Annotated in this window: 17 protein-coding genes and 1 riboswitch; of the genes, 8 read left to right on the forward strand and 9 right to left on the reverse strand. The window is 46.6% G+C overall.

Annotation, left to right across the window (positions count from 1 at the left end; genetic code table 11):
- Positions 1-177: 177 nt before the first annotated feature.
- The gene (gene nadE, locus MKA69_RS14785) at positions 178-1008 is read right to left on the reverse strand and encodes an ammonia-dependent NAD(+) synthetase (RefSeq protein WP_158119231.1); all 831 of its coding nucleotides are present in this window, start codon (positions 1006-1008) and stop codon (positions 178-180) included.
- Positions 1009-1110: 102 nt separating this feature from the next.
- Between nadE and MKA69_RS14790 the strand changes: the two genes are divergently transcribed.
- Positions 1111-1638 (forward strand): nicotinate-nicotinamide nucleotide adenylyltransferase, encoded by a 528-nt coding sequence (locus MKA69_RS14790; protein WP_000717531.1) that lies wholly within the window; start codon positions 1111-1113, stop codon positions 1636-1638.
- 19 nt (positions 1639-1657) lie between these two features.
- Here MKA69_RS14790 and MKA69_RS14795 read toward each other — a convergent pair whose 3' ends face one another.
- The gene (locus MKA69_RS14795; protein WP_305848381.1) at positions 1658-3655 is read right to left on the reverse strand and encodes a methyl-accepting chemotaxis protein; all 1998 of its coding nucleotides are present in this window, start codon (positions 3653-3655) and stop codon (positions 1658-1660) included.
- A gap of 213 nt (positions 3656-3868) precedes the next feature.
- On the opposite strand from MKA69_RS14795, the gene MKA69_RS14800 reads away from it, so the two are divergent.
- On the forward strand, positions 3869-5410 hold the full coding sequence (locus tag MKA69_RS14800) for a DUF3369 domain-containing protein (RefSeq protein WP_000362862.1): 1542 nt from the start codon (positions 3869-3871) through the stop codon (positions 5408-5410).
- 108 nt (positions 5411-5518) lie between these two features.
- Here MKA69_RS14800 and MKA69_RS14805 read toward each other — a convergent pair whose 3' ends face one another.
- A complete protein-coding gene (locus tag MKA69_RS14805) occupies positions 5519-7465 on the reverse strand; it encodes an ATP-binding protein (protein ID WP_305848382.1) in 1947 nt (648 codons plus the stop codon).
- 176 nt (positions 7466-7641) lie between these two features.
- Between MKA69_RS14805 and MKA69_RS14810 the strand changes: the two genes are divergently transcribed.
- Positions 7642-8616, forward strand: a complete 975-nt coding sequence (locus MKA69_RS14810; protein WP_001267866.1) for an ABC transporter substrate-binding protein — start codon at positions 7642-7644, stop codon at positions 8614-8616.
- 43 nt (positions 8617-8659) lie between these two features.
- On the opposite strand, the gene MKA69_RS14815 is transcribed toward MKA69_RS14810, so the two are convergent.
- Together MKA69_RS14815 and emrD are read right to left on the reverse strand one after the other, a co-directional pair.
- Positions 8660-10240, reverse strand: a complete 1581-nt coding sequence (locus MKA69_RS14815) for a Na+/H+ antiporter NhaC family protein (protein ID WP_055034892.1) — start codon at positions 10238-10240, stop codon at positions 8660-8662.
- Between the two features lie 78 nt (positions 10241-10318).
- Positions 10319-10491: riboswitch (Lysine riboswitch) on the reverse strand.
- Between the two features lie 152 nt (positions 10492-10643).
- Positions 10644-11849 (reverse strand): multidrug efflux MFS transporter EmrD, encoded by a 1206-nt coding sequence (gene emrD, locus MKA69_RS14820; RefSeq protein ID WP_001276504.1) that lies wholly within the window; start codon positions 11847-11849, stop codon positions 10644-10646.
- Positions 11850-12113: 264 nt separating this feature from the next.
- On the opposite strand from emrD, the gene MKA69_RS14825 reads away from it, so the two are divergent.
- Positions 12114-12380, forward strand: a complete 267-nt coding sequence (locus MKA69_RS14825) for a hypothetical protein (protein ID WP_055029603.1) — start codon at positions 12114-12116, stop codon at positions 12378-12380.
- Here the strand turns inward: MKA69_RS14825 and MKA69_RS14830 are convergent.
- Positions 12371-13444 carry a GGDEF domain-containing protein gene (locus MKA69_RS14830; RefSeq protein WP_055044776.1) on the reverse strand — a complete coding sequence of 358 codons (1074 nt, stop codon included), beginning with the start codon at positions 13442-13444 and terminating at the stop codon, positions 12371-12373. The two genes, MKA69_RS14825 and MKA69_RS14830, sit on opposite strands and share 10 nt — an antisense overlap.
- Before the next feature lie 112 nt (positions 13445-13556).
- Positions 13557-14813 carry an SGNH/GDSL hydrolase family protein gene (locus MKA69_RS14835; RefSeq protein WP_305848383.1) on the reverse strand — a complete coding sequence of 419 codons (1257 nt, stop codon included), beginning with the start codon at positions 14811-14813 and terminating at the stop codon, positions 13557-13559.
- Positions 14814-15576: 763 nt separating this feature from the next.
- Between MKA69_RS14835 and MKA69_RS14840 the strand changes: the two genes are divergently transcribed.
- The 4 genes from MKA69_RS14840 to MKA69_RS14855 all read left to right on the forward strand — a co-directional run bounded on the left by MKA69_RS14840 (position 15577) and on the right by MKA69_RS14855 (position 21803).
- A complete protein-coding gene (locus MKA69_RS14840) occupies positions 15577-17802 on the forward strand; it encodes a leukocidin family pore-forming toxin (RefSeq protein WP_305848384.1) in 2226 nt (741 codons plus the stop codon).
- A 272-nt stretch (positions 17803-18074) separates the two neighbouring features.
- Positions 18075-19721, forward strand: coding sequence for a methyl-accepting chemotaxis protein (locus MKA69_RS14845; protein WP_055031142.1), 1647 nt, complete (start codon positions 18075-18077; stop codon positions 19719-19721).
- Positions 19722-20000: 279 nt separating this feature from the next.
- A complete protein-coding gene (locus MKA69_RS14850) occupies positions 20001-20939 on the forward strand; it encodes a triacylglycerol lipase (RefSeq protein ID WP_095457365.1) in 939 nt (312 codons plus the stop codon).
- Between the two features lie 9 nt (positions 20940-20948).
- Positions 20949-21803 (forward strand): lipase secretion chaperone, encoded by an 855-nt coding sequence (locus tag MKA69_RS14855; RefSeq protein ID WP_305848638.1) that lies wholly within the window; start codon positions 20949-20951, stop codon positions 21801-21803.
- A 74-nt stretch (positions 21804-21877) separates the two neighbouring features.
- Here the strand turns inward: MKA69_RS14855 and prtV are convergent, their stop codons facing one another.
- Entirely contained in the window at positions 21878-24634 is a 2757-nt protein-coding gene (prtV, locus tag MKA69_RS14860) for a M6 family metalloprotease PrtV (RefSeq protein ID WP_305848385.1), read from the reverse strand.
- Positions 24635-24712: 78 nt separating this feature from the next.
- A complete protein-coding gene (locus MKA69_RS14865; RefSeq protein WP_305848386.1) occupies positions 24713-24997 on the reverse strand; it encodes a hypothetical protein in 285 nt (94 codons plus the stop codon).
- Positions 24998-25568 lie beyond the last annotated feature (571 nt).

Consider the following 25568-nt stretch of genomic DNA (forward strand, 5'->3'; position numbering starts at 1 on the left):
CACAGAATCCTATGCGGGAAATATCAGATGTTGATATTCAGGAGGGAATCACACTATCAGGCTGAAAAGTAAAGATTTTAGGTGGTTTTGTGTAACGAGTATGTTGCGCCACACAAGGCGTTATTTTGACCATCAAGCCAAGCGAAAGACTTGGCTTGATATAGGTCAACAAGTCGTCTAGTCGTAAATAGTTGGAATCGGCTGACGTTTATGTTGAGTCGCATGATAAATCGCGATTAAACGTTCACTCACGTGTGCTGGAACAGGTTTTCCTTCCAGAAAATCGTCGATTTGCTCATAAGTCAGATTCAAGGCTGCTTCATCGGCTTTTTGCGGCGCAAGTTCTTCAAGATCCGCGGTGGGTGTTTTGTGTACCAGTTGTGTGGGAGCTCCCAAGGTTTCTGCAAGCAAACGCACTTGGCGTTTATTGAGGCCGTAAAGGGGGGCGAGGTCACAGGCGCCATCACCAAATTTGGTATAAAACCCCGTGATGTTTTCTGCCGAGTGATCGGTACCCAACACTAATCCGCCCACGTATCCCGCAATTTCATACTGTGCAACCATGCGCGCGCGCGCTTTCACGTTGCCTTTGATGAAATCAACCTTAGCCGGATCGCTTGGGATAAGTCCGGTATTCGCCAGTGCGTGGTGAGAGGCAGCATGCAAACCATCGACTCCGGCTTTGATGTTGACGGAAACCGAGTGAGTTGGACGAATAAAGGAGAGTGCGAGTTGCGCTTCCTCTTCATCTTTTTGCTCGCCGTAAGGCAAACGTACCGCGATAAATTGGTAGTCAGAAGTATTGTGTTGCTGATTTAGCTCTTCGACAGCGAGTTGGGCTAAGCGGCCACAGGTGGTGGAATCAACGCCACCACTGATGCCCAATACGAGGGATTTGCAGCGAGCGTCAGTCAGCTTACGCTTAATAAAAGCCACGCGACGTTCGATTTCAAAATGAGGATCGATCGAAGGCAGTACGCGCATTTCTTCACGGATCTTGTGTTCCATAGGTTCCTTTCCTGCAAGCAATGTCAATTTTTCGGTGTATGATACCGCAATCGTTGAATTAGAAAACCGAGAAAGGGTATTTCCTGATCGGCTAGGTGCACAATGAAAAAGATTGCGGTGTTTGGCAGTGCCTTTAATCCGCCGACCTTAGGCCACAAAAGCATTATTGATTCGCTCGGGCATTTTGATTTGATTCTGTTGGTGCCAAGCATTGCTCATGCTTGGGGCAAAGTGATGCTCGATTATGAGCAACGACTGCAGCTGCTGGATCAATTCATCGCAGATATTGATTCTAATAAAGTGCAGCGCTCAGACGTTGAGCAAGAGTTGTATACGCCGCAAAGCTCAGTGACCACCTATGCTGTGCTCAGCCGTTTACAAGCACGGTATCCTGATGGTGAACTTACCTTTGTGATGGGGCCTGATAATCTCCTCAACTTTGCTAAGTTCTACAAAGCTGAGGAGATATTGCAACGTTGGACTGTCATGGCATGCCCTGAGCGAGTGGCTATTCGGAGTACCACGCTTCGCGAAGCACTGCTCCGGGGGCAATCTATTTCGGCGTTGACCACCTCTGGGGTGGCAACGTTGTTATCTCAGCGCCAGTTATACCTCAATCCTGAGCCTTAAATTTTCTTAGTTAACCGAGTTATTGAAGTTTGAACTCGGTTAACTGGTGGCGAATCTCTTCCATCTCATGCTGATATTCACTGACGATGCCGTTCATGGTATTCGCCAATGATCCCGTGTTTTGCGCAATTTCGGCTAATACATCGACATCACGATCGACCGCGTCACTGGCGGTCGATTGCTCAGTGGTGGCGTTGGCAATGCTGTTGATGTGTTGGTTGACCAACTCAATCACGGACTCCAGTTCTGCAACACTGGTTTTTACGGTCGAAACAGAATCAAAGGTGACATGTGTGGCCTCACGGCTTTTATCCATGTTTTTCACGGCAGTATTGGTGTTGGAGGAGATATTCGCTAGTAGCTGGCTGATGTGCTCTGTCGCTAATTTACTGCGCTGTGCCAAATCGCGGACTTCGGATGAAACCACCGCGAAACCTCGACCATGCTCACCAGCACGTGCTGCTTCAATGGCCGCATTGAGTGCCAGTAAGTTGGTTTGCTCGGAGATCCCATTGATGGTATCGACAATTTTGCTGATGTTTTCTGCATCCGTTTCCAAATCTTTCATGCATTTTTGAGTTTGTTCAATCTGTTCAACTAACGCTTCCACGGAACTGAATGAAGTCAGGCTTTGCGTTTGGCAAGCAATGACTTTGTCGGTCATTTGTTTAGTTTCTTCTAAAGCTCGTTCTGAGGATTGGGCGATTTCCACACTGGATTGCGATAGTTGGGTCATCGCCGCAGCGATATTTGAACATTTTGCATTGGTTTCTTGGCTACTGCGACCCAGTTGCTGAGAGCTGGTGACGATCTGTGTGAGTTGCTCAGTGCTGTGTTCATTGGTGTTGAGTATATGTTGTAGCACTCGGCGGATGCTGTCGGTTAATCCGTTGACACTACGTGAAATTTGCGAAATTTCATCTTTACCTGTGTCTTTGAGGGTTTGGCTTAGATCACGATGTGCCGACATCTGTGCCAATCCTTGAGTAAGGTGTCCCACGCGGGATTTCAGGCTACGAACAGAAAAATAGAGTGAGCTCAGTAAAGCTAAGCCGATGAGGATGCTCAGTAGCAGTATGCTCCATTTATTGCTTTCTGCTTGCTTAGCCTGAGAGGTGGAGAGGTCAATCATCTGGGCTTGAATGCTGTTTCGCAGTTGGTTAATGAGCTTAATTTGTTCTGTTGCTGCACTAAACCATTCTTGAGGTGCGGGGCCTTGTAGGTTATCGAGCGATGTTTTTTGGCTAAGGTAGCTCTGCTGAGTGTTGAGTACGTTTTGCCATACACTGGTATTTTTCATTTGATTCAAACTGCTGCCAAGTTCATCGGACATCGTCATCAGTGCTGAACGCTCCGCATAGCGGCCAGATTCGATATAACCGCTAATCGCCGTGTACTGCGCGGCATCTGAACGTTTACTGGCGAATGCACCATTGAGCGCCCCTCGCACTTGTCCTGCGCGCTCTTTCATGATGACGATGGAAATCAAGGAGCTTCCTAACTCGGCGACTGAAGGACTATCAATCGTTGAGAGCATAATTAAACTGTTATCAATGGCGAGCTGGTTGAGGTTTGAATAGTAAGTGAAAGGAGACAACGAGAGTTTCAACGCATCAACTTGTTCACGCACGTTTTTTAAGTTCGCGAGTTGGCTTTTGACATCGGCTTTCAATTGTTCAAGAAGGCGGGCATCCAATAACGCAGAGTGGAAATCCAGTAAGGCGGCAATGTGTCGATCGCTTTCTTGACGCTGTTTTTGTAAAGCTTCGACCTGTGGGCCTTGCCCTTTGGCACCGATCACGCCAGCGGTTAATCCTCGTTCCAGTGCTAAATTATGTGCGAGGTTATCGTACAAAAGGATCAATTGAACGGTTTTTTGATCATGTTCAGCACTGATGGATCGTTCTTGATAACCCATGTAATAGTCAGTGGCGAGCAACAGCGCAATAAGGATAGGTAGCCCCGCTAGCACGGTGACAATTTTGTATAACGGGTAATAAGTCAACAATGATTTCATGAATACCTCTGACGTCGATTTATTTTTTATCCAACCAGTTTAGACAATGAATTGTCTTCACGATGTGAAACTATAACCAATTTGGCTTGAGGACGAAGCAATAACCGCTTTCTTAACAAAATTATCATTGAAAAATAGGGAATATTACCCGCTGATATCACATCATTGTGCTAAAACTAAATAAGGTCAGTAGCGTTTGAATATGGAGAGAACATGGATCTGTTTGCAGATATGCGGCAAGGTGAGGTGGTAGCGAAGGAACAGACCATGCTACATAACTTGGATCCTTGGCGTGTTTTATTGGTTGATGATGACGAACAGATGCATCAAATCACCCGTTTAGCATTGAGCGGGTTTCAGTTTCAAAATCGCTCTCTAGAGTTGATTTCGGTGTTATCGGGGCTTGAAGCGCAAAAAGTGATGGCTGAGCAAACGGACATTGCCTTAGCTCTGATTGATGTGGTGATGGAAACCGAGGATGCCGGTTTAGATTTAGTGCGATACATTCGCGATACATTGCAAAATCGCCAAGTTCGTTTGGTGTTACGCACTGGTCAGGCGGGGCAGGCGCCAGAAGACAAAGTGATTAAAGATTACGAAATCGATGATTACAAAGAAAAGACAGAGCTCACCACTCAAAAACTAAGAACCTTACTCTATTCGATGCTGCGTGCTTATCGTGATTTGTGCCTGATTGAAGATCAAAAACGGGGCCTGAGCCGCGTGATTGAAGCGTCAGCGAATGTGCAGAATACGAGAACCCTACAAACCTATGCAATGGCAGTGTTGAGCCAGCTTACCTCGCTGCTTAAACTGCATGCCTCCGCTTTTTATTGTGTCGTTAATCCACACCCTGGAAGTGAGCAGTACAGTGCACTTACGGTCGCCACCACTGCAGAATGCGTCGATTTATACGTGGAATCCCCCTTCGAAGGTTTACCAACAGAGGTTGAGGCGCGCTGTAAAGAAGTGCTGAATAACGGCTGTTCTTATGATTACGGTGACGCTTATGTTTTTTTTAAACAAGACGATCGTGGTGTTGATAGCGTGCTGTATGTGGAGCTTGAGCAGGCGCTCTCTGAATTAGACCGAAAACTTCTCGAAATCTACATGTACAACATTGGCCTTACTTTCGAAAACATTAATTTGATGGTGGATTTGCGTGAAACCTCGAAGGAGCTCGTTTATAACCTTGCCAATGCAGTGGAAGCGCGTAGCCGAGAAACGGGCGCACATGTGCAGCGTGTCTCTTTATTCAGTGAGCGATTGGCGCACTTGTATGGGTTATCAGATACGGATGCGGAGATGATCAAAAATGCTTCGCCATTACATGATGTCGGTAAAGTCGCGATTCCAGATAGTATTTTGCACAAGCCGGGGAAACTGGATGCCCAAGAGTGGGCGATCATGCAAAAACATGTCGAGTATGGCGTGGATATCCTGAGTCGTTCGAAACGACGTTTAATCTATGTCGCGAAGGAGATTGCTGCTACGCACCATGAAAAGTGGGATGGCAGCGGTTACCCAAATCAATTGCAAGGGGATAACATTCCGATTTCTGGGCGTATCACCGCACTGGCTGATGTGTTTGACGCGTTAGGAGCCAGACGTTCTTATAAGGAACCGTGGCCGGATGAGCAAATCCGCAATGAACTGGTGGCGCAAAAAGGCCGACATTTTGAACCTAAGTTGGTGGAGTTATTGCTAGAACACTGGGATGAGTTCATTGCGATTCGCTCCTCGTTGCCCGATTAATTGTTACCCGATTAATGAAGTCCGTTAACCTCTCTAGGTCCTTTCAAACATCAGCCAAATCGCTGTGGATGTGCTTTGTCACATGACGGTTTATAGGTCTGAACTGGGTCAGATATCGGCACTGGATAATGCCGTTTGTGGTAAAGCCTGCGGTAAGGTGATCACATAATGTACGCCTTGCCCCAGTTCGGATGAAAAAGAGAGCCGACCATGCAGTTTCTGTTTTACCAGATTGAAGACGAGATTGAGTCCTAACCCTGAACCGCCTTGTCCACGTTTGGTGGTAAAAAAGGGTTCAAAGATCTTTTGATGTAATTCCTTGCCAACTCCGCATCCATTATCGGTGTATTCGATAATGATGTTCTGCTCATTTTGATAAAACTGGATGTTAATCATTGGGTTAGAGCACGTAGCAAACGCGTGGTTTACGCTGTTCATGACCAAGTTTGTCATGATTTGCGTTAGACCCCCCGGCAAGCTGTTCATGATGATCGCTTCATCGCCATGCAGTTGAGGTTCGACGGGAATTTTACGTGTCTCACTGTGTAAACTCGCCATAAGGGCTTCCAGCACTTGTTTCACGTTAAATTGACTTCGGCTTTCTGACACTTGGTCAACGGCAGTCTGTTTGAAATCACGGACTAATCGTGCAGCGCGGTTGAGATTGCTTTCTAACATGGTTGCACTTTGTGTCATTCGCTCCATCAATTCGGCAAATTGCTGGCTGGTTAACGTTTGTTGGTTGAAGGCCTGCAATAGGGATTCTCGTGTCTCTTGAATCACGGAAGCGGCGGTAACCGCAATCCCCAATGGAGTATTCACTTCGTGTGCTACACCAGCGACTAGGCCTCCCAATGCCGCCAGCTTTTCTGATTCAATCAATTGAGACTGAGTTTCTTGTAACCGTTTTAAGCTGGATTCGAGATCTTCGGTTCTGGTTGCCACTTGCTGCTCAAGATCTTGGTTCATGATTTCTAAACTCAGTTGAGCCAATTTGAGTGACGTCACATTAATGGCGGTGCCACGAAAACCAAGAAATTGTTGATCGGCATAGCGTGCAATGCCTTGAAAGAGCAAGTAGGCATGTGAGCCATCATGGAGTTGGATTTCCACTTCACAGTTGGAAAAATCACGTTGGTGGATCAAGCTCTCCATCAATGCATTGGATGATCTGAGTGGCTCAATCAAAGTCATTTGGGGTTTTGTGTCATCCGTCAGATCTAGGGCTTTGCTCATCGCTTCTGAACTGTAGATCAGCTCTCCAAGCTGGTTGGTTTCCCATAGCCAATCAGAGGCGGCTTGAGCAAAGTCTTCCAAACGTTCTTGTTCCGCTTTGATGTTCCGGTAAAGCGTGGTGACGCTATTAGCGATTTTGTTGGTTTCATCGCCTAGCCACTGTAATTCATCGTTTTTTTCCATAATCCAGTGGTTATAAGGCAAACGCAGAGGCTTCTTCGGGTGACGTGGATTGTACTGACGTAAGAATTGGGCTATGGCAAAAATGCGTTGATTCACACTGGCGTGAAAAATTAACAAAATCAAATAACAGACAATCGCCGTTTTGAGCGCATTGACGGCTAGAGTGACCAGAAACTGGCGGATTAAATAGTTGTAGATGCCCTGAGCATCCGATTCTACATACAGCTCTCCAATATTTTCGGGTTGATGAGTTTCAGGGTTGGTGAAATTGAGAGGAAAGCGGCTACTTAAAGCCATGCTAGAGACAGGCTGCCCAGCAGAGAAACGATAGTTACCCGACGTGATTTCCATGTAATCCACATTCGGCAGATTGACTAAGCCTTCGAGCCGTTGGGTGAGAACCAGCAAATCATAGTTCCACAGCGAGCTTGCCAATAAATCGGCATGAATCGTTTTGATTTCATTATGCCGCTCTTCAACGTTATTGAATTCTCGATTGTAATCAATGTAGGTTTGAGTGAGGGTCATCAATAACGTCACGGCGCCACTTAAAATCACCATGATAAGAATGATGCGGCGGCCGATACGGCTGAGTATCGGATTGGAATCCATTTCTTCTATATTTCGATGGGTCATTCTTGTGCATTCTTTTAGAAACCTTGTGATTGAGTATAGATGGACTCGATGGAATGTAGGACATGCTAGTGAGGAACGATGTGATCGAAAAGAGACCTTAATAGCCACAACGTGTTTTGAAGCAAGCAGTTTGGTGAGCCTAGGCTACACTTGCATGACATTAGGGAGGAAAGAATATGCGTTGGTGGATAGGGTTAATCTGGTGCTTTTGCATGCCTGCATGGGCAGATGATGTTCTGGTGATTCAAAGTTATCACTCGGGTTATGCTTGGGATGCAAGCTACATCCAAGGTTTAAAAGAAGGGATAAAGCCGCCGCACCAATTGCACTTTTTTGAAATGAATACTAAGCGGATCCCGGTGCGAGAATACAGTGCAGCCGCGGAGCGGGCTTTTCAAACCTATCAGGCGCTAAAACCTAAGCTGGTGGTGCTTGGGGATGACAACGCACTGTATTACCTTTTGCCCAAACTGTACAACGAACCGATCTCGATAGTGTTTCTCGGCATTAACTCAAACCCAAGAGAGTTGCTGGATGAGTATTCGGGAGTTGCTCAAGTGACGGGCATTTTAGAGCAGCCACTGTTTGTAAAAAACATGGCAGAAATGGGTCGTTTATTACCGCAAGATAAACATCGCGTACTGGTTTTGTTTGACTCGGGGAATACTTCAAAAATTGCGTTGGAGTATATGCAAAGTCAATATGCGCTGATTAAGAAAAATCTAGGGTTGGATGTGGAGATCCGCGCGATTGAGAAGGAGGTGCAGTGGCACGATGCGATTGAGCAAGCACCTCAACAAGGGTATGGCGCGATTGTCGTCGGTTTATATCAGACGCTCATTGATGACACTGGGCGTCATGTTCCTGCGGAAAATATTCTCAGTTGGACCAATCAACATTCACGATTACCTTTATTTGGATTTTGGGATTTCTCCGTTGGCAAAGGTAAGGCGGCGGGTGGGGTCGTGTTATTTGGATTAGAGCAAGGTGAAATGGCGGCTGAACTGGTGACCCGCATTTTAGATAAGCAAGAACCCGCCAAATACATTCCGATCCAGATCAACCGTCAAGGACGAGGCATTTATCAGCCTGAAGAATTTGCGCGCTGGGGGTTAACGCCGCCGAAAGACTGGTGGCCAGTCAAGGAATGATCAGGACAGAAAAAAACACCGCCCGTGTGGGCGGTGTGAAAAATTAGGCTTCAACCGGTTCCTGTTGCCAACGTTTTTGGCGTAGGTTAAAGGCACAGAACAGCACAAACCACACACTGCTCGCTGCTAAACCTGCCCAAACGGAATGCAGTAAGCCCATCGCGAGATAACCGAGCAATGCACCCATCGCGGCACTGATGGCGTACGGAAGCTGAGTCACCACGTGATCAATATGGTGGCTACCCGCACCAGTCGCAGAAAGGATACTGGTACTGGAAATTGGTGAGGCATGATCACCAAACACTGCGCCCGCTAATACGGCAGAGAGGGTGGGTAGCATCAGGCTGATGTCTGAAGCCGCAGCAATATCACCCGCCAATGGCAGCATGATACCGAAAGTACCCCAACTGGTGCCTGTGGCAAACGCCATCAAACAAGAGAGTACGAACACTAAAGCCGGCAGCAGTTCAACCGGTAGGTTACCTTGCGTCAGTGAAGCGAGGTAAATGCCAGTTTGTAGATCGCGCACAACGCCACCAATGGTCCAAGCAAACAGCAGAATGATGATTGCAGGCATCATGGCCATAACGCCTTTTGGCGCTGTGGATAACCAAGTTTGCGCAGACAGTTTTAAGCGCAGTGACAAAATAATCGAGACCGCTAAGCTGCACAGTGCGGCATAAACCAGTGATTGCGCCACATTGGTGTTCTCTAAGGCGCCGATCAAAGAGAAAGCTTCACCGTTAGCGGTTAATACGGCGTTGCCGGTTTGGATCATGAAAATCAAGGTGGTGATGGTCAGTACCGCGATGGGCAAAACCATATCAATCATGGTGCCGCGTGCGGTTTCTCCGCCTTCCATATCTAAGCCCGCAGGGCGGCCTTTGCTTTCATCCCATAATTTTCCCTCACGAGCCCACGCTTCGTGTTGGCGCATCGGGCCGATATCCATCGGCAGGAAAATGACCGCGAGCACCATAAGCAGCGTAAATACCGCGTACAGGTTCATCGGGATCATCTGTACAAAGGCTGATATGGCACTGATTTCTGTCATTTCGTGGGCGGCTAAAATTCCGCCAATCAGGGCGATAATGTAAGCACCCCAAGAGGAAATCGGTGTAATCACACAGACAGGCGCGGCGGTAGAGTCGAGCAAATAGGCGAGTTTAGCACGCGAGATTTGGAAGCGATCCGTCACTGGGCGGCAAATCGCGCCGACAGACAGGCTATGGAAAAAGTCATCGATGAAAAAGGCAAATACCATTAACCCTGTCAGCGCTTTTGCACTGCGGCGATCTTTACATTTACGTTCAGCCCATACTGCAAAAGCGCGTGTTGCGCCTGAGGCGGTCATTAAACTGATCAACCCACCCAACAGTAGCATGAACACCAACATGTTGATGTTATCGCTGTTGGCCGCACCGTCTGACCAGAACAAGCCGCTGATCTTACCGAACAGGTATTGTAGTGTGCTCAGAGGAGAGAAATGGTTAAGCATGACTGCGCCAGCGGCAATGCCAGCACCTAAAGAGAGTAACACTCGGCGGGTCGTAATCGCGAGTAGCACCGCGAGCAGCGGCGGGATGACCGAGTAAATCGAGTCAGAATAAACGGCTAAATTCATGGATCTCACATCACCTTTTCAGGTGGAGATCTACCAGCAGGATAAAAAACACATTTCAGCGAAATAACACTTCTTATCCTTCAAGGTAGCGCTCCATAGACAACAAACTATGGCAGTCCGGCATTTGTTCAATGCTGGCCCAGCGAACGTTGATGACGCAACGATCACTTCGGCGCTGTACCCTTTAACCAGTCATCATCGGGGTCAACCTACGACTGGCGACTCATGAACAGCGCGCCTCTACTTAAAGGAACGTGTACCACTTTGAGTGATTCACTCAAAAACTGTGACACGCAACGTATATTACTGCCTTTTCAGGTGACGACAAGATTTAATTTCCCCATTTCTGCAGCGAAATTGATCTCATCCGGTATATTCGCGGAACTGTGAGAATTTTCTCTCTTTAGATGGCGATAGGCATTTCATCTGAAGGTGGCTGTTTGGTGTAAACGCGTTTTAGCCCCCACAGTGCCACTACCGACATCAGTAACATGATGGTGCCGAGTGGCAGTTGATCTGACGCTGGGAACATCGCGGCAAACAGTGTTGCGAGCCCCGCGCCTAGGTTTTGCATGCCACCTAAGATTGCACCACCAGTCCCTGCATGATAAGGGAAAGGTGAGAGTGCACCTGTGGTTGCGGCTGGGAATAAAATGCCAGCACCAAGGAAGTAAATGGTAGCGCCCCCAATTAAGGACCATGCGGTGGTCAGGCCAAGTAGGCCGGGCAACATAATCACCAGAGAGCCGGTGAGGATTGCGATCAAACCAACGCGCATGGCGGCTTTTTCACGCCAGTGGCGAGCAATTAAGTTAGAAAGCCACGCGCCTGCTAAATAGCCGGGGATGGGCAATACAAACAGCAAACTCACTGTGGTTGCAGGCAAACCCAGTACACCACCGAGTAACACGCCGGCAGCGGCCTCAAAAACGGCAAGACCTGCAAAAGTGGCAACAAGGCAAATTAAGTAACCTTGGAAGCGGCGATCGGACAACACATAGTGATAGCTGCGCAATACTGGCTCTTTCTTACGCGCAGCCGCAGGTAGTGTTTCTACCATGCTGGTCATCATGGTAATCACGACCGCAATCGCAAACAGAGACAAGAATAAATAGCTTGAACGCCAGCCAAAACTTTCCGTTAAGTAGCCGCCTAAGACTGGTGCCACCAAAGGTGAGAAAATTAGGCACATGCTGATTAAGCTGTTCACTTTATGTAATTCAGCTCCGTCAAAGCAGTCACGAGAGAGTGTGCGGGACATCGCACCGCCACAACCAATCCCGAGGCCTTGCACAAAGCTACCAATCAAAAACCAAGAATACTGATGTGCAAAAAGGGCAATCAGTGAACCGAGTACATAAATGATCAACCCTGCAATGATGATAGGTTTACGACCAATGCGATCGGACAGCGTACCGTAAACGAATTGCGATAAGCCATAAGGAATAAGATAGCAAGCCATCACCGCTTGTAGTGCAGCCGGTGAAACTAAAAATTCTTGTGCCATATACCCAATCGAAGGCACGTACATGGTTTGGGTTGCTTGACCGACAGCAGCCAGAATAGCGATAAAAAAGGTCAGTTTTGCGACAGAAAGCGAGGCAGACATCGTTATCTCCAGATACAAACAATATCTTATTAAAATCAGCTAATGAAAATTCGTGAGAGAGCACTGCTCTCGGCGCGAGATAGTATTGCTGTATCCCTTATCTATCAATCGATTCTTGCTTTTCTGTTCACGATAAATATCTATAGATTGGATTATTTTTTCTAATGGTTGTGTTGCTTGTTTTACAACTTGAATCTAGAACAAGAGCAGACTATTATTGTGGTAAATGAGAATTAATATCACTTTGTGGGGGTGGTTATGGACATGGTGTTATTGTTTGCTGCGTTGCTTTTTATTGGGTTGCTTGGTTATAAATTGAAATTACCTCATCAACTCACGATGGGCGCGGTGTTGCTAACGCTTGCGTTGGTTGGTTTCGAGCACATCAATGCGTTACCGGTATTGGTGATCCTGTATTTTATGGCTCCGGCTATACTGGCGATTAAACTTCCCAAATGGCAAGGGGCTTTATTCTGTTTGGGGATTGTAGTGCCACAACTCGTGCAAATGGTGATGATGGCTCAACGATGACCATGGGTTGAGTTCAGCAGCGAGTCACACTGTATGCTATTGAGCTCAATCACTTGGTTCTCCTCAGAACAGACTCGGTTTTTTCCCATTTTTTTCGAATGATAGAGCGAAAGGTCCGCCCGTTTAAACCACTGTTCCGGAGTATCGGTGCGCAGCACTTCGGCTAACCCAGCACTGATGGTGACTTCGGCATGTTTAGGGTAGTGCGCCTGTTGAATTCGGCACCCAATATGGCTGACGACCATCATGGCTTCATTCAATCTGGTGTTTTCAAACAGCAGCAAAAACTCATCGCCGCCTAATCGAAAAAGCAAATCTAATTCACGACTGTGAGTGTTAATCATCTCGACCAGTTGCGTGATGACCTTATCACCAGTGTCATGGCCGTATAGGTCATTAATCGTTTTGAAATGATCAATATCGATGACGGCAATAACCGAATATTGATTACCCATCTGGCAGAGTTGAATGTTTTTACGCAAAAAACTCTCAAGCTGGTGGCGATTCAGGCTGCCAGTCAATGCATCACGAGTTGATAGATAGAATAACTCTGTGTGCAGCTTACGAATGGCATCCACAACCACATACATGATGGCGGCACAGGCGCTGATCGCAAGGCTAAAGCGCAAAGTGACTTCCGTGGTTTGATGGGGAATCAAAACCCATATGCTCGATGGAATAATGATGAAAATGGTCAGTAAGTTGTCTTTGGGCGGGAGTAAAAAAGCAATCGAAATGATCACCGGAAAAAGCCAGTAACTCGCCAGTGTGCCAAATAGGTGGATCGCCATCACTACGATGATGACCACCAAAGAGAGGGGGAGCCGAAATCCCCATGGCGTTTTTGTCTGATGATAGATGGCGGAGATTTCAAACAACAACGTGCATTGAAAAACGATGATCAAACCGCCTAAAACGATCTGATTAATCATCAGATTTTTTATTGCTAAAGGAAAAAAAACCAAACTGGAAATCGAGGCGATGAAGATCGACACCCGACGCTGATAGTAGATATTCAATAGCTCTGAACCAGTAAAAGCAGAAGTTTGATTTGGTTTTTTCATCACGTTCACCCTCTGCCCTTTTTGTAAGGCTACGAAGAGATGAGTCAGAAAGCAAAGTCAGAGGTGTCGCAAAAATGAGGATAGGCGAACCTATCCTCATTGCGTGCCATTCTTAGAGAGGAAATGCAGCCATTTGAGTGGCAAGAATTAGCTGCGCAATATAGCGGTGTGTTGCCGTAGTGGGATGGGTGACTTCCCAAAACACGAAGCGATCGGAGCCTTGGGCTGCACACTCAGCGGAAAGTGAATGGGTGAGTAAATAGTCAGCTGCTGAGCTGCGTCGAATATCCAAGCACGGTGAACTTGCATTCACAAAACCATGGTATTGAGGGTCACTGGTCATGCTTTCGAACAACGCGTATGCATCAAACAGGGCAATACGAATCCCCTGCATTTGGTAGTAACGGGCTTGCTCGCGGATAAACGCGTTCATCCCCTTAATTTTGCTGCGCACCGTTTCAATCTGCTCTTGAGTTGAATATTGAAACTGTGGCGCACGAGTTGCGTCTGGCAACGTGAGCAAAACAATGTTTTCGGCTCCCGCATCGACCAAGCGAATCAACGCAGAACTGTAATCGGCTTTAACGTCAGCGAGTGAGCGGTTGTAGTTCATAAAGTCATTCAAGCCAAATTCCAAAGTAAACAAACTGTTTTCCGGTTGGTAATGCTTCGCCAACTGCATGTAAGTCAGGTATGAACTGACTTGTTCGTAAACCCCGGTCAGAGCGATGTATTGGCTACGTCCCGCGGCCCCTCCAACAGCCCAGTTATAAATGGGGATGTTTAACCCTTGCGCCAAATATTCCGTCCAGACAAAACCGTTTGAAAAATGGCCCAGAAACCACGATGAGGGATTTGGGAAACGCCATTGTGAAGCATTAAAAATGTTGCCCGTATCGGAAAGGCTATCACCAAAGACGATCACCTTATTTATCTTGTGTGGTTGAGCTGAAGAGTCATTGCTCCAGATGGTGTGGTTGTATGAGAGCCGCGTATCTGCGGCAAAATAGGTCACATCGGCAGTTTCATGCGTGACACCAAGCGTTTCATAGCAACGCTGCTTGATGGTGTCTGGCTGAACATCGGTATAAAACATGTTTTTATGGCTGATGCTTGACCACCAATAGCCGTTGATTGTGTAGTCACTCCCATTTTTATTTTTTGCCCACTCCCAAGTGGTGTATGGGTCATCATGCGTTGCGGCAGGACGATACCAACACCGTACATAAGTGTAAGTTTGCTTGCCTTGAACCTGTTCCACTTGAGCACGGCTCATCAGTGGCATTTCAGTTTTTGTCCACGGTTCCGTTGCGGCGGAGGCCGAGAGGCTGGTTAAACCAGCGATTAAGGTGAAGAGCGCTGTTTTCATTGTTTATCTTCTTATCGGTTGAATAGACAGATTGACGATCTGGTCAGATCTGTTTGTATTGTGAATGAGACATTCATCGGGTCAATGAAAACTGGGCGGTCGTAGCTCTAGCTTGGAAGTAAGATCAACTGTTGTTTACTAAAGCATCAATAGATTTTGTTGCGAAGAATATGCTGAAGTAGAGCACTGAAATAACAGTAAAAATAATATTTCATCTCTAAATGTATAAATTAACTCAGCCTAATTTAGTTCAAATTTAATTAGGGTTTATCAATAACAAAAATATTAGCAAGGGTTGTTTTAGGATGTGATTATTTTACAATAAATAAAAAGTTTTCTTGTTTGAAATTTGTGATCTGCTGTGACTTTTTTATTTTGTGGCATTTTACATTTAGAAATATTGGTGATATTTCATTGAGTATGCAGAGGCAAGAGATATATGAAAACATATCTTGGGAAGATATATTTCGATTGTCACTGTTCAATGGAACTGCAGTCAGCTACCTAGCACTATCGGCACATGCAACACATCAAGGATGACGAGGGTACCCCATGAGACACAATCAAAATGGGTATGTTCTGATTACTTGAAAGCACACGAGTATTCTCAATTTTACTCAGAAAATTAACGATAGGTACGGGATGCCTGTTTATTTGAATAAAATGGTTTACCACTGGATTTTCAGTAGTTTGAATATAAATCACTTTGTTTGAAAATCTCTCTTGTAATAACGCTAAAAATAACAGAGTCAGTGAGGTTTATATGCCAAAACTCAATCGTTGTGCAGTCGCGATATTAACGATATGCAGCGCAATATCCAGTCCAACCCTGTTGGCGAATATCAACGAACCTAGTGGTGAAGCTGTTGATATTATTAGCCAAGTTGCGAATAGTCAGGCAGTAAAATATTACAATGCTGCTGAGTGGCAAGCAGAAGACAGCTCGTTACCCACGTTAGCAGAATTGCGTGATCAGGTGATTAACCAACAACTTCGCGTTTTGATCGACTTCAATCAGATTAGCGATCCAGAACAACAATCAGCAATGCAGGCAAAGTTTAGAAAGGCTTATGGTGTAGGTTTTGCCAATGCTTTCATTGCAATCACCGAACATAAAGGCGAGCTGCTGTTTACGCCGTTTGACCGTGCAGAAGAGATTGATCCACAACTGCTTGATGCGCCACGTACAGCTCGCTTGCTCGCCAGAGCAGGGTTTGTTAGCTCTACGCCGGCCAACAGTGAAACCAACACCTTGCCGCATGTGGCTTTTTACATCAACGTAAACCGTGCTATCAGTGATGAAGAATGTACGTTCAGTAATTCTTGGTTATGGAAAAATGAAAAGGGCAGCCGCCCATTTTGTAAAGATGCCAATATTTCTCTGATTTATAGAGTAAACCTAGAGCGTTCATTGCAATACGGAATTGTGGGTTCAGCGACACCGGATGCCAAAATCGTGCGCATTAGTTTGGATGACGATAGCACGGGGGCAGGGATCCATCTCAATGATCAGCTCGGTTATCGCCAATTTGGGGCCGATTATGTCACCCTAGATGCCTATTTCCGTGAATGGTCAACCGATGCAATCGCGCAGGATTACCGTTTTGCTTTTAACGCGTCGAACAGCAAAGCGCAGATCTTAAAAACCTTCCCTGTGACAAACGTAAACGCCAATTTTGAGCGTAAAGAAGTATCCGGCTTCGAACTCGGTGTTTCTGGTGGTGTCGAAGTGGATAAAAATGGCCCTAAAGCCAAACTGGAAGCGAAAGCCAGCTACACGCAAAGCCGTTGGTTAACTTACAACACGCAAGATTACCGCATCGAACGGAATGCGAAAAACGCACAAAATGTCAGCTTTACTTGGAACCGCCAACAGTACGCGACGGCAGAATCTTTGCTCAATCGTTCTACCGATGCGTTATGGGTGAACACCTATCCGGTGGATGTCAATCGCATCAGCCCACTGAGTTACGCAAGCTTTGTTCCGAAAATGGATGTGATTTATAAAGCGTCACCGACGGAAACTGGCAGTACGGATTTTGTGATTGATTCTTCGGTCAACCTCCGTCCTATCTATAACGGTGCTTATAAACACTATTACGTCTTTGGCGCACATCAGTCGTATCACGGTTTTGAGGATACACCTCGTCGCCGTGTTACCAAATCAGCAAGCTTCACCGTAGACTGGGATCACCCTGTATTTACTGGGGGGCGTCCGGTGAATCTACAGTTAGCCAGTTTCAATAACCGTTGTATTGAAGTGGGTGAGCAAGGTCGTTTGACGGCCAATACGTGTGATAACCAACGTGCCGCTCAGTCGTTCATCTATGATCAGCTTGGCCGTTATGTCAGTGCGAGTAATACCAAGCTCTGTCTTGATGGCGCAGGGTTAGATTCTCTACAAGCTTGTAGCCAAAACTTAACACAACGTTGGGAGTGGCGTGAAGGTACCGATGAACTGGGTAACGTATACAGTGGTGAAGTGCTAGGACACGATAAACAAACTGGTGAGCTAGGGCTTTATTCAAGCAGCAGCGATGCGGTTAGCCTACGTACCATCACCGCCTACACGGATGTGTTTAATGTACAGGAAAGCTCACCTGTGCTTGGGTTTACTCAAGGGACAATAAACCAACAGTCTATCGGGCAAGAGAGCCGATTATATGTTCGAGCGGGTGCCGCCATTGATGCGTTAGGCTCAACGCCGGATCAATTGATTGGCGGTCAAGGTGGCAGCTTAACCTCGGTGGATCTGTCTGGTGTGACCTCCATCGTTGCAACCTCTGGTGATTTTCAATACGGAGGTCAGCAACTGGTTGCCCTAACGTTCAACTATCAAGATGGACGCCAACAGACCGTAGGTTCAACTGCTTATGTGAGTAACGCTCACGAAGATAGGTTTGATTTGCCTGCGGCAGCCAAAATCACCCAACTGAAGATCTGGGCTGATGACTGGTTAGTCAAAGGTGTTCAATTTGATTTGAACTAGCAAGACGGAAGGATGCCCTGATATTTCAGGGCATTTTATGTTGTTAATGCTTTTTATGACTTCATTTATCGACTTAACCATTCAGAAGCAGAATAATTTTGCCATACTACTTCAAATGCTGAACGGATTTTGGTGTACAGCGTTCCCTTTCACATTAGGGTAAAAGTACGTAATCACAATACTAAGCGCGAGACAGCGCAAGCCCTGTTTGCTGACATCCCTACAACCCTTATAGGTCAGCAGACTTTTTTTCTGAACGATAGGTACGAGACATGATCATCAATAAATTTTCCCTTAAATGGATGTTGGCTATCGCCGTCGCTATCCCCGCGATAGCACTGCTGTTTGTGGCTTTCACTAGCTTAAATACCATGTCAGTGATGCAGGCACAGTCCAATAGTTTGTATGCCAATACTGCAGCCCCCATGCGTGCAATGGCGGAGGCAACCTCGCGCATTCCGCGGATGCGTGTTGGTATTGATATGATGCTACTGCAAGAAACGGCGCTCAAAGACGCAAAAGGGGTACTCAAACGCGTTGAAGAAGCGCGCACCGAAGACATTCCTGAAATGCGTCAGGCGATGCAATTGGCGGTGGATTCGCAAGTGAATCCAGAACTCAAAGAGCAGGCTCGTAAACTTCAAGCTCGCTTTGAGCAGATGGTACGTGAAGAGCTAGAGCCCATGCTGCAAGCTTTTGCTAATAATGATATGACCACCGCACAAAACATTTACCGCGATAAATACGCGCCGACCTACGGTGAAATGCGCAAACAAGCTAACCAGATCTTGGATACGCTTTTGCAACAAGCAGAACAGCAAAACCGAGCGAGTGTGGAGAGCTTTGAATCTGGGCGCACAAAGCAGATGATCATTATTGCGGCGGGGCTGCTGATCTCCTTCATCGCATCTTTAATCATCATTACCAACTTACGTAGCCGAGTGGCTTACTTGAAGGACAAAATGAGTTCAGCGGCGGCGAATTTGTCGCTGCGTGCGCGAATTGAGCTAGATGGTAACGATGAGCTTTGTGATATCGGCAATAGCTTTAACGCGTTTATTGATAAAGTGCACCATTCGATTGAAGAAGTGGCAGAAAACTCCAAAGAGCTGGCCTCTATGGCGTCAAGTGTTTCACAACGTGCACATACCACACAGACTAACTGTGCATCACAGCGTGACAGAACCGTACAGGTTGCGACGGCGATTCATGAGCTAGGCGCTACGGTATCGGAAATTGCCTCTAACGCGGCGATGGCTGCGGATGTGGCGAAACAAGCAACACAGCATTCTGGCGAAGGTAAAAAAGTGGTGGGTGAGGTACAAACTCGTATTCAAACACTGGCTACTGAGTTAGACAATGCGACTCAAGTGGTGACGTCTCTTGCCACGCAGATCAATGGCATCAGTTCAACCCTTGATACCATTCGCAGTATTTCTGAACAAACCAACTTGCTGGCTCTGAACGCGGCAATTGAAGCGGCGCGTGCTGGTGAGCAAGGCCGTGGTTTTGCGGTGGTGGCCGATGAGGTTCGTACTCTGGCAAGCCGCTCTGCAGCGTCGACGGAAGAAATTCAACAAGTGATTAATCGTTTACAGAGTGAATCGAATCGTGCTGTAGAAGCGATGGAAAAAGGCCGTTCACAAAGCGACATCGTAGTGGAGTTTTCGGCCAAAGCGAACCAGTCTTTAACCGAAATTAATCGCCAGATTGATCAAATTAATGATCAGAATATTCAAGTAGCAACGGCGACCGAAGAGCAGTCGACCGTGGTGGAAGACATTAATCGCAATGTTGAAGACATTAACCAACTGACGACGGAGACCTCACACGTGGCCGATGAGCTAAGCCGTGCCAGCGCAAACTTACAACGTCTTTCTTCGCAGTTGGATAAACTGGTTGGTGGTTTCGAGCTGTAGGCTTGTTCTTTCGCCCCCTGTCAAAAAGAGTAAATGGGTTCCTTTTCAGCCTCAACCAACGTTGGGGCTGTCTTTTTATTGTTAACCAATTGTTATTAATTTGCCTGCCCTGTTCACATTTTGAACTTTGATCATTCGGTATTCGTTCACTTCTCTTCTAGCCTAATCCACAGCAAGAGGTCGGATCTCTTGCTCATGTATCCCATGCCTTCACCTATGAAAGTGGCGCAATGTCTGAGGTTTTCAAGGATTGAAGGCTAGAATGAGAAGGAATATCTCTTGAAAAACATCATCATTTTTATTGCTCTCTCACTGTGCTCATTCTCCTTGTGGGCAGGAACCAGTGCTAATGCGTTAAATCAATCTGGCTATACGCAAACCCGTTATCCCATCGTTTTGGTTCACGGATTATTTGGATTCGATACGTTGGCGGGGGTGGATTATTTTTACGGTATTCCCCAATCGCTGACCCGAGATGGTGCTCAAGTGTATGTGGCACAAGTTTCGGCAACCCATAGCTCTGAGCGGCGAGGGGAGCAGTTACTGGCGCAGATTGAATCTCTGTTGGCCGTGACGGGGGCAAAAAAAGTCAATTTAATTGGTCATAGTCATGGTGGTCCTACCATTCGCTATGTGGCTTCAGTGAGGCCTGATTTGGTGGCATCGGTGACCAGTATTGGTGGAGTGCATAAAGGCTCGGCGGTAGCGGATTTATTGCGCGGTACCATTCCCCCTGGCTCAAACACTGAGCAAGTTGCCGTTGCGTTGACCCAAAGTTTTGTTGCCTTAATTGATCTTTTGTCTGGCGGAGAATCTCATCCACAAGATCCTCTCGCATCACTTGCCGCGCTGACGACAGAGGGCTCACTGAAATTCAACCAATACTATCCAGAAGGGGTTCCTACATCCAAGTGTGGAGAAGGTGAGTATGAAGTGAATGGCGTGCGTTACTACTCATGGAGTGGTGGCTCCAACGTGACCAATATATTGGATCCGAGTGATGCTGCAATGGGCATACTGGGTCTGGTGTTTTCTGAGCCGAACGATGGTTTAGTTGCGACCTGTAGTACTCACCTTGGTAAGGTGATCCGTGATGATTATCGAATGAACCATCTCGATGAAATTAACGGCTTGCTGGGTATCCACTCTCTGTTAGAAACCGATCCCCTCACTTTGTATCGTCAGCATGCCAATCGACTCAAACTCGCAGGTTTGTAGGAGCAGATGATGAAGAAGATCGTATGGAGTGTAGGAACATTAGTTACCCTTGGCGCGCTCTGTGCGATCTTTGGGTTATCAGGCAGTACGCTAACGCCAGCACTGGGTACATTGTCGCAGGAAGACATTCAGCCCGATCAATCCAGCCCACGAGATCTCTTAGAATTTTTTCTCTCTGGCATGGGGGAATCTTCACTACCTGCCATTAAGCAGCAGGTACAAGAGTATGAGCAGCAAACACAAGGTTTGTTGCTGGATGGCGATGTGTTTGCTCGGTATGTCGATTACAAAGCTGCCGTGGCGGAGTTGAGATTTCCCGATGTTGATAGAGGGCTAACTGGACAAGCATGGTGGCAGTTACATCAAGCCTTATTGGAGCTTCAAGCGCAGTATTTTACTGTTGAGCAACGAGCGTTATTTGCTGAAGAAAATCAGCTGCGTGAACTCGCGATTCAAAAGCGATTGATCCATGAGCAATATGGTCAAGGAGAACTGGCCGATAAGGTTTGGCAGGAGGTATTGAGTGAGCAACCGGATTTTATTCAGCGCAGCGAAGGGAGAGCACAATTACTGCCTCAGTTGATGGAAGCCGAGCAAGGGGATTCCCAACAACGCTACTTGACTCGTGTCAGCTTGGTGGGTGAACAAGCCGCGCAACGCTTAGCGACATTGGATGAGACCCGAGATGATTTTACACAGCAATTTGAGCAATATTATCAGCAGCGGGCGGTTATTTTAGCGCGAGCAGATCTTTCTTCTCACGAGCAGAACACCCAAATTCAGCAGTTACGAGAGCAGCGCTTTGCGCCTGAGCAGTGGCGGCGTATTGATGCGTTAGAACGGCTGAAAGATAGCGGGGAATAAGGCTTTTCGCATCGGTATGAGCCTCAAAAAAAGGGGCACCCGAAGGTGCCCAAATCCATGGTAGAGAAGGGAAATTACAACTTAACTTTAATGGTTTTGGTGGTCACAGCGCCGCGATCATCCATTACTTTTAGCTGCACATCATGCTGGCCGTAGCTTGGGAAAATGGCAGTAAACATACGGCCGCGCTTAATTTTGCCATTCGGCAGCGTCCATTCCGTGTCAACAATGCGGCCATCACTGTCGGTACTGGTTGACCACATCGTGACCCAGCGACCAAGGTGAATGTAGTGAGCATTCGCCTCTGGTAAAGCGTTTGGTTTTTCCACTTTGATGATTTGTTGATGAGTATCGCTATCACCTTTGTCATCCGTCACTGTTAAGGTAACAGAGTAACTACCCGCGTTGGTATAAGACCAAGTTGGAGCAACTTCGGTACTGGTTTGACCGTTACCAAAATCCCACAAGTAGCTCACGATGGAACCATCACTATCGCTGCTGGTGTTTTGCGTGGTGACATTCAAGCCTTCTACGTTCAGTTCAAATCGCGCCACTGGTGCAACGTTTGCTGTACTGACTTTAGACAGACGAACAACACCGTACTCATTCTCTTTGCTTTGTGAGAGCAAATCGATTTTCAGACCAAATGGCATCACTTTGCGGCCAGAATCTGGCGCTTGTGGTGAGCTGTAATCTTGATCGTCCGAGAACGAGGCATTCGCAGTTAAGTTCATATCTTCCAGCGTATTGCCATCGGCCGTGACCAGTTTGAGCGGCGCTTGATCAAACAGTGAGAAGGTTGCATCACGGACTTGGAAACGCGTTTGTGCCACTTCGCCGGTTTTTGACCAAACTAAGGCATTTTGATCCGCATCGACAACGCCTAGCCAGCCTTCACCCGGATGTTTGCCCACCCAGTTATCCGCATAAGATTCGTCCACATACCACACCAGCAAGCCGGGTTCGAATGACATTAATTGCCCAAAGCGTTTTAAGTTGGCTAAGCCTTGGTCGACGTCATTGTGGCTACGCCATTGCAGCAAGTAGTAATGATTAGCTTCGTGGAAGCCGCCATTTTTGGTAAAGCCATTGAAGGCAAAACTGGAATCACCCTCGGCGTTATCCACCAAGCTCTCAGAGCCATCGACTGTCAGACGTAAGTCATCGATGTACAAGCCTTCCATCGCCAGACCACCATCGGTGACATAATCAAACGCCAGTTCAACGCTTTGTCCTGCCCAAGCAGAAAGATCGAACTGTGCATCCACCCAGCCAGAAGAATCACCAGAAATCGCTGGGACTAGGCCAGTATTGTATGGGTCATCCATGGTGGTGATATTGCCTGCGATGGGCTGGCCGTTGATCAGTACACGAGCAAAGTCATAATCTTTTTCGATTTGGAACCAAGCTTTAAAACTCAGAGTCGCATGGCTACCCGCTGGAATGAGCAGTGATCGACTCATGCGGTTTTTCAAATCATCGCCACGGTTCGAGTAGAAAGAAAACTCGCCTTCCGCCGGCTTGATGCCGTCCACGCGTTTCATCGGTAAAGTCACTTTCACCATGTTGGGGCGTGAATTGTCGGTGGTTTGGAATAGTGTGACGACGCGAGGATTTTTTTCCAATTCATTGATCGTCAACTGTTCATGGTTAATCCAGCGACCACCAATAGCATTTTGTAAAAATTGTTTTGACCAAGAGCTGAACGCGGTGGGCTGTGTTCCACCAATTTTACCTGCCCAGCTACCAGACGACATGATAGACCAATACGAGACCGGTTCACCGGCTCCTGTGTATTGGGTGTCATATTCATCGGGTAAGCCTAGATCGTGACCGTATTCGTGAGCACAAACGCCTGCAGCGGCATCAATGGGCTGAATCGTGTAGTCAAATGCCGCAAATTGGCCATTAAAGCGTCCCGGAACATTGCTCTTGGTGCCTTCGAGTACGTGGTAACGGCCAAGGTTAAAGCGGTGTGACCAAATGGCATCCGCCCCTAACACGCCACCACCGGCTTCTTCCCCCACAGAAGCATGGAAAACCATCAAATGGTCAATCACGCCATCGGGCTCACGGAAGTTGCCATTGCCATTGTAGTCGTAGCGATCTTCGATATCGTAGTCAGCAAGATTAATGTTCGGGTCGCGAGCCAATTGATCGAGCGCTTCACGCACTAACTCTTGAGCATGTAAATCATTGTTGGTGGTCGGTGAGTTACCACCGTAATACGCGGCATTTTTTGAGGCGCGATACCAACCGGCAGCTTGGCCTGCAACACTGTATGTATTGCCTGATTCACTCTCGTAGTATTGGCGCATCGAGATAAAGTTTTCCCCATTCGGTCCGGTGTAGCCTTTATCGGAAAACAGCAAATCTTGGTAGTGGGAAGCCTCATAACGATCGTAAAGCATTTCTGTGTGGTCTTGGGTCAGACGGTTGTCATCCCAAGGGAGATCCGGGAAGTCAATCAATAAAGCCAACACCTTATCCGTGCGTTTGGCACTGACATCCAGTGCAAAAACTCGCGCTTTATGTGAGCCTTTTTGCTTATCAATGACTTTAAGGATTTTCGCACGCTGCTCCAACGCTTTTTTGCCAAATTGCGCATCGCCTTTAAAACCAGAGCGAATTTTGTCATCCAAATAATGCTCAAGTGCAATGCGTTTATCACTGTCAGACGCGTCGGCAGAAATTTGCCCAGTACGCACTAACATCTCAATTAATTTATCCTCATTCACCACGCCCAAATCAACGGGAGTTTGAGCATATAAGCCACTGCTAAAAAAAGTCGCTACCGCGGTCGCTAATAGCGTTTTTCTGATTGTTTTCATTTTATTTCCTTAATATTTCCTTATTTAAGGTATGACAAAGCTAACTGAAACGGCTCAGTTAACCAGATAGGGTGGTGACTATTGAGAATCTGGATTAATACAGTTTGGTTTTAATTCACCCGTCGGTTCAGGTGACGAGGTTTCTGGTGCTGTATTTGGCAGTGATTCTGTTGGTATTTTTCTTTTCCCGACTTTTTTTTGTAAGTATATCGATAAGGCTTTTTGTTGCTGTTCGTAAGATAAGTCTTGGCAGATAACCCCTTGTTCAATCAAGGATTCGATCAGCCTTTCATCGTTGGGCGATACGCTCGCAAGTAATAAGCCAGAATGGCAGATAATCCCTAATCCCAATAGAAAGCGCATACAACACATCCATATGTAAAGTATTTGTAACAATTTATGATTGAGGGGAATTGATAGCAAGTGTGAATTATTCGGCGTTTGAAATAAGGTCACATTTACAACAAATTTAGTAAACGAAACTACGTGAGTATTAATTATAAATAAAACAGTTAAATATTCGTTATTATTACATGAATAAATGATATTGATGTCGATATGAAATATGGAAAGAGTTACTTGTGTTAAATAAATCGAGTGAAAACCGATACGGTCGATTTCAAAAGAAAATAAAAACCTTATTGAAATATGTTAAAAATAACGAAAGGATTCATTTTTAAAGAAAGATAAATAATTTGATCTTGCTTCACTTATTTCTTTTTGATGAGATCTCTTTGGGAGAGCCCTGAAATAGAGATAGAGACACTTCAATAAGCATTGGCTGCCGATCGGTTGGTTGGAGGAGGGCGTAGGGGAAGGAGAGGGGCGAAAAGCCGAGTTTAAAGCGTAATATAAGGAGAGTATTGCCCCAAAATGGTGAGCGTGAAAGCCTTACACCACAAGCCTTGGTTCGAAATCCGTTATATTTTTCAGC

The organism is Vibrio sp. AH4, from assembly GCF_030710545.1.
Taxonomy (GTDB): domain Bacteria; phylum Pseudomonadota; class Gammaproteobacteria; order Enterobacterales; family Vibrionaceae; genus Vibrio; species Vibrio metoecus.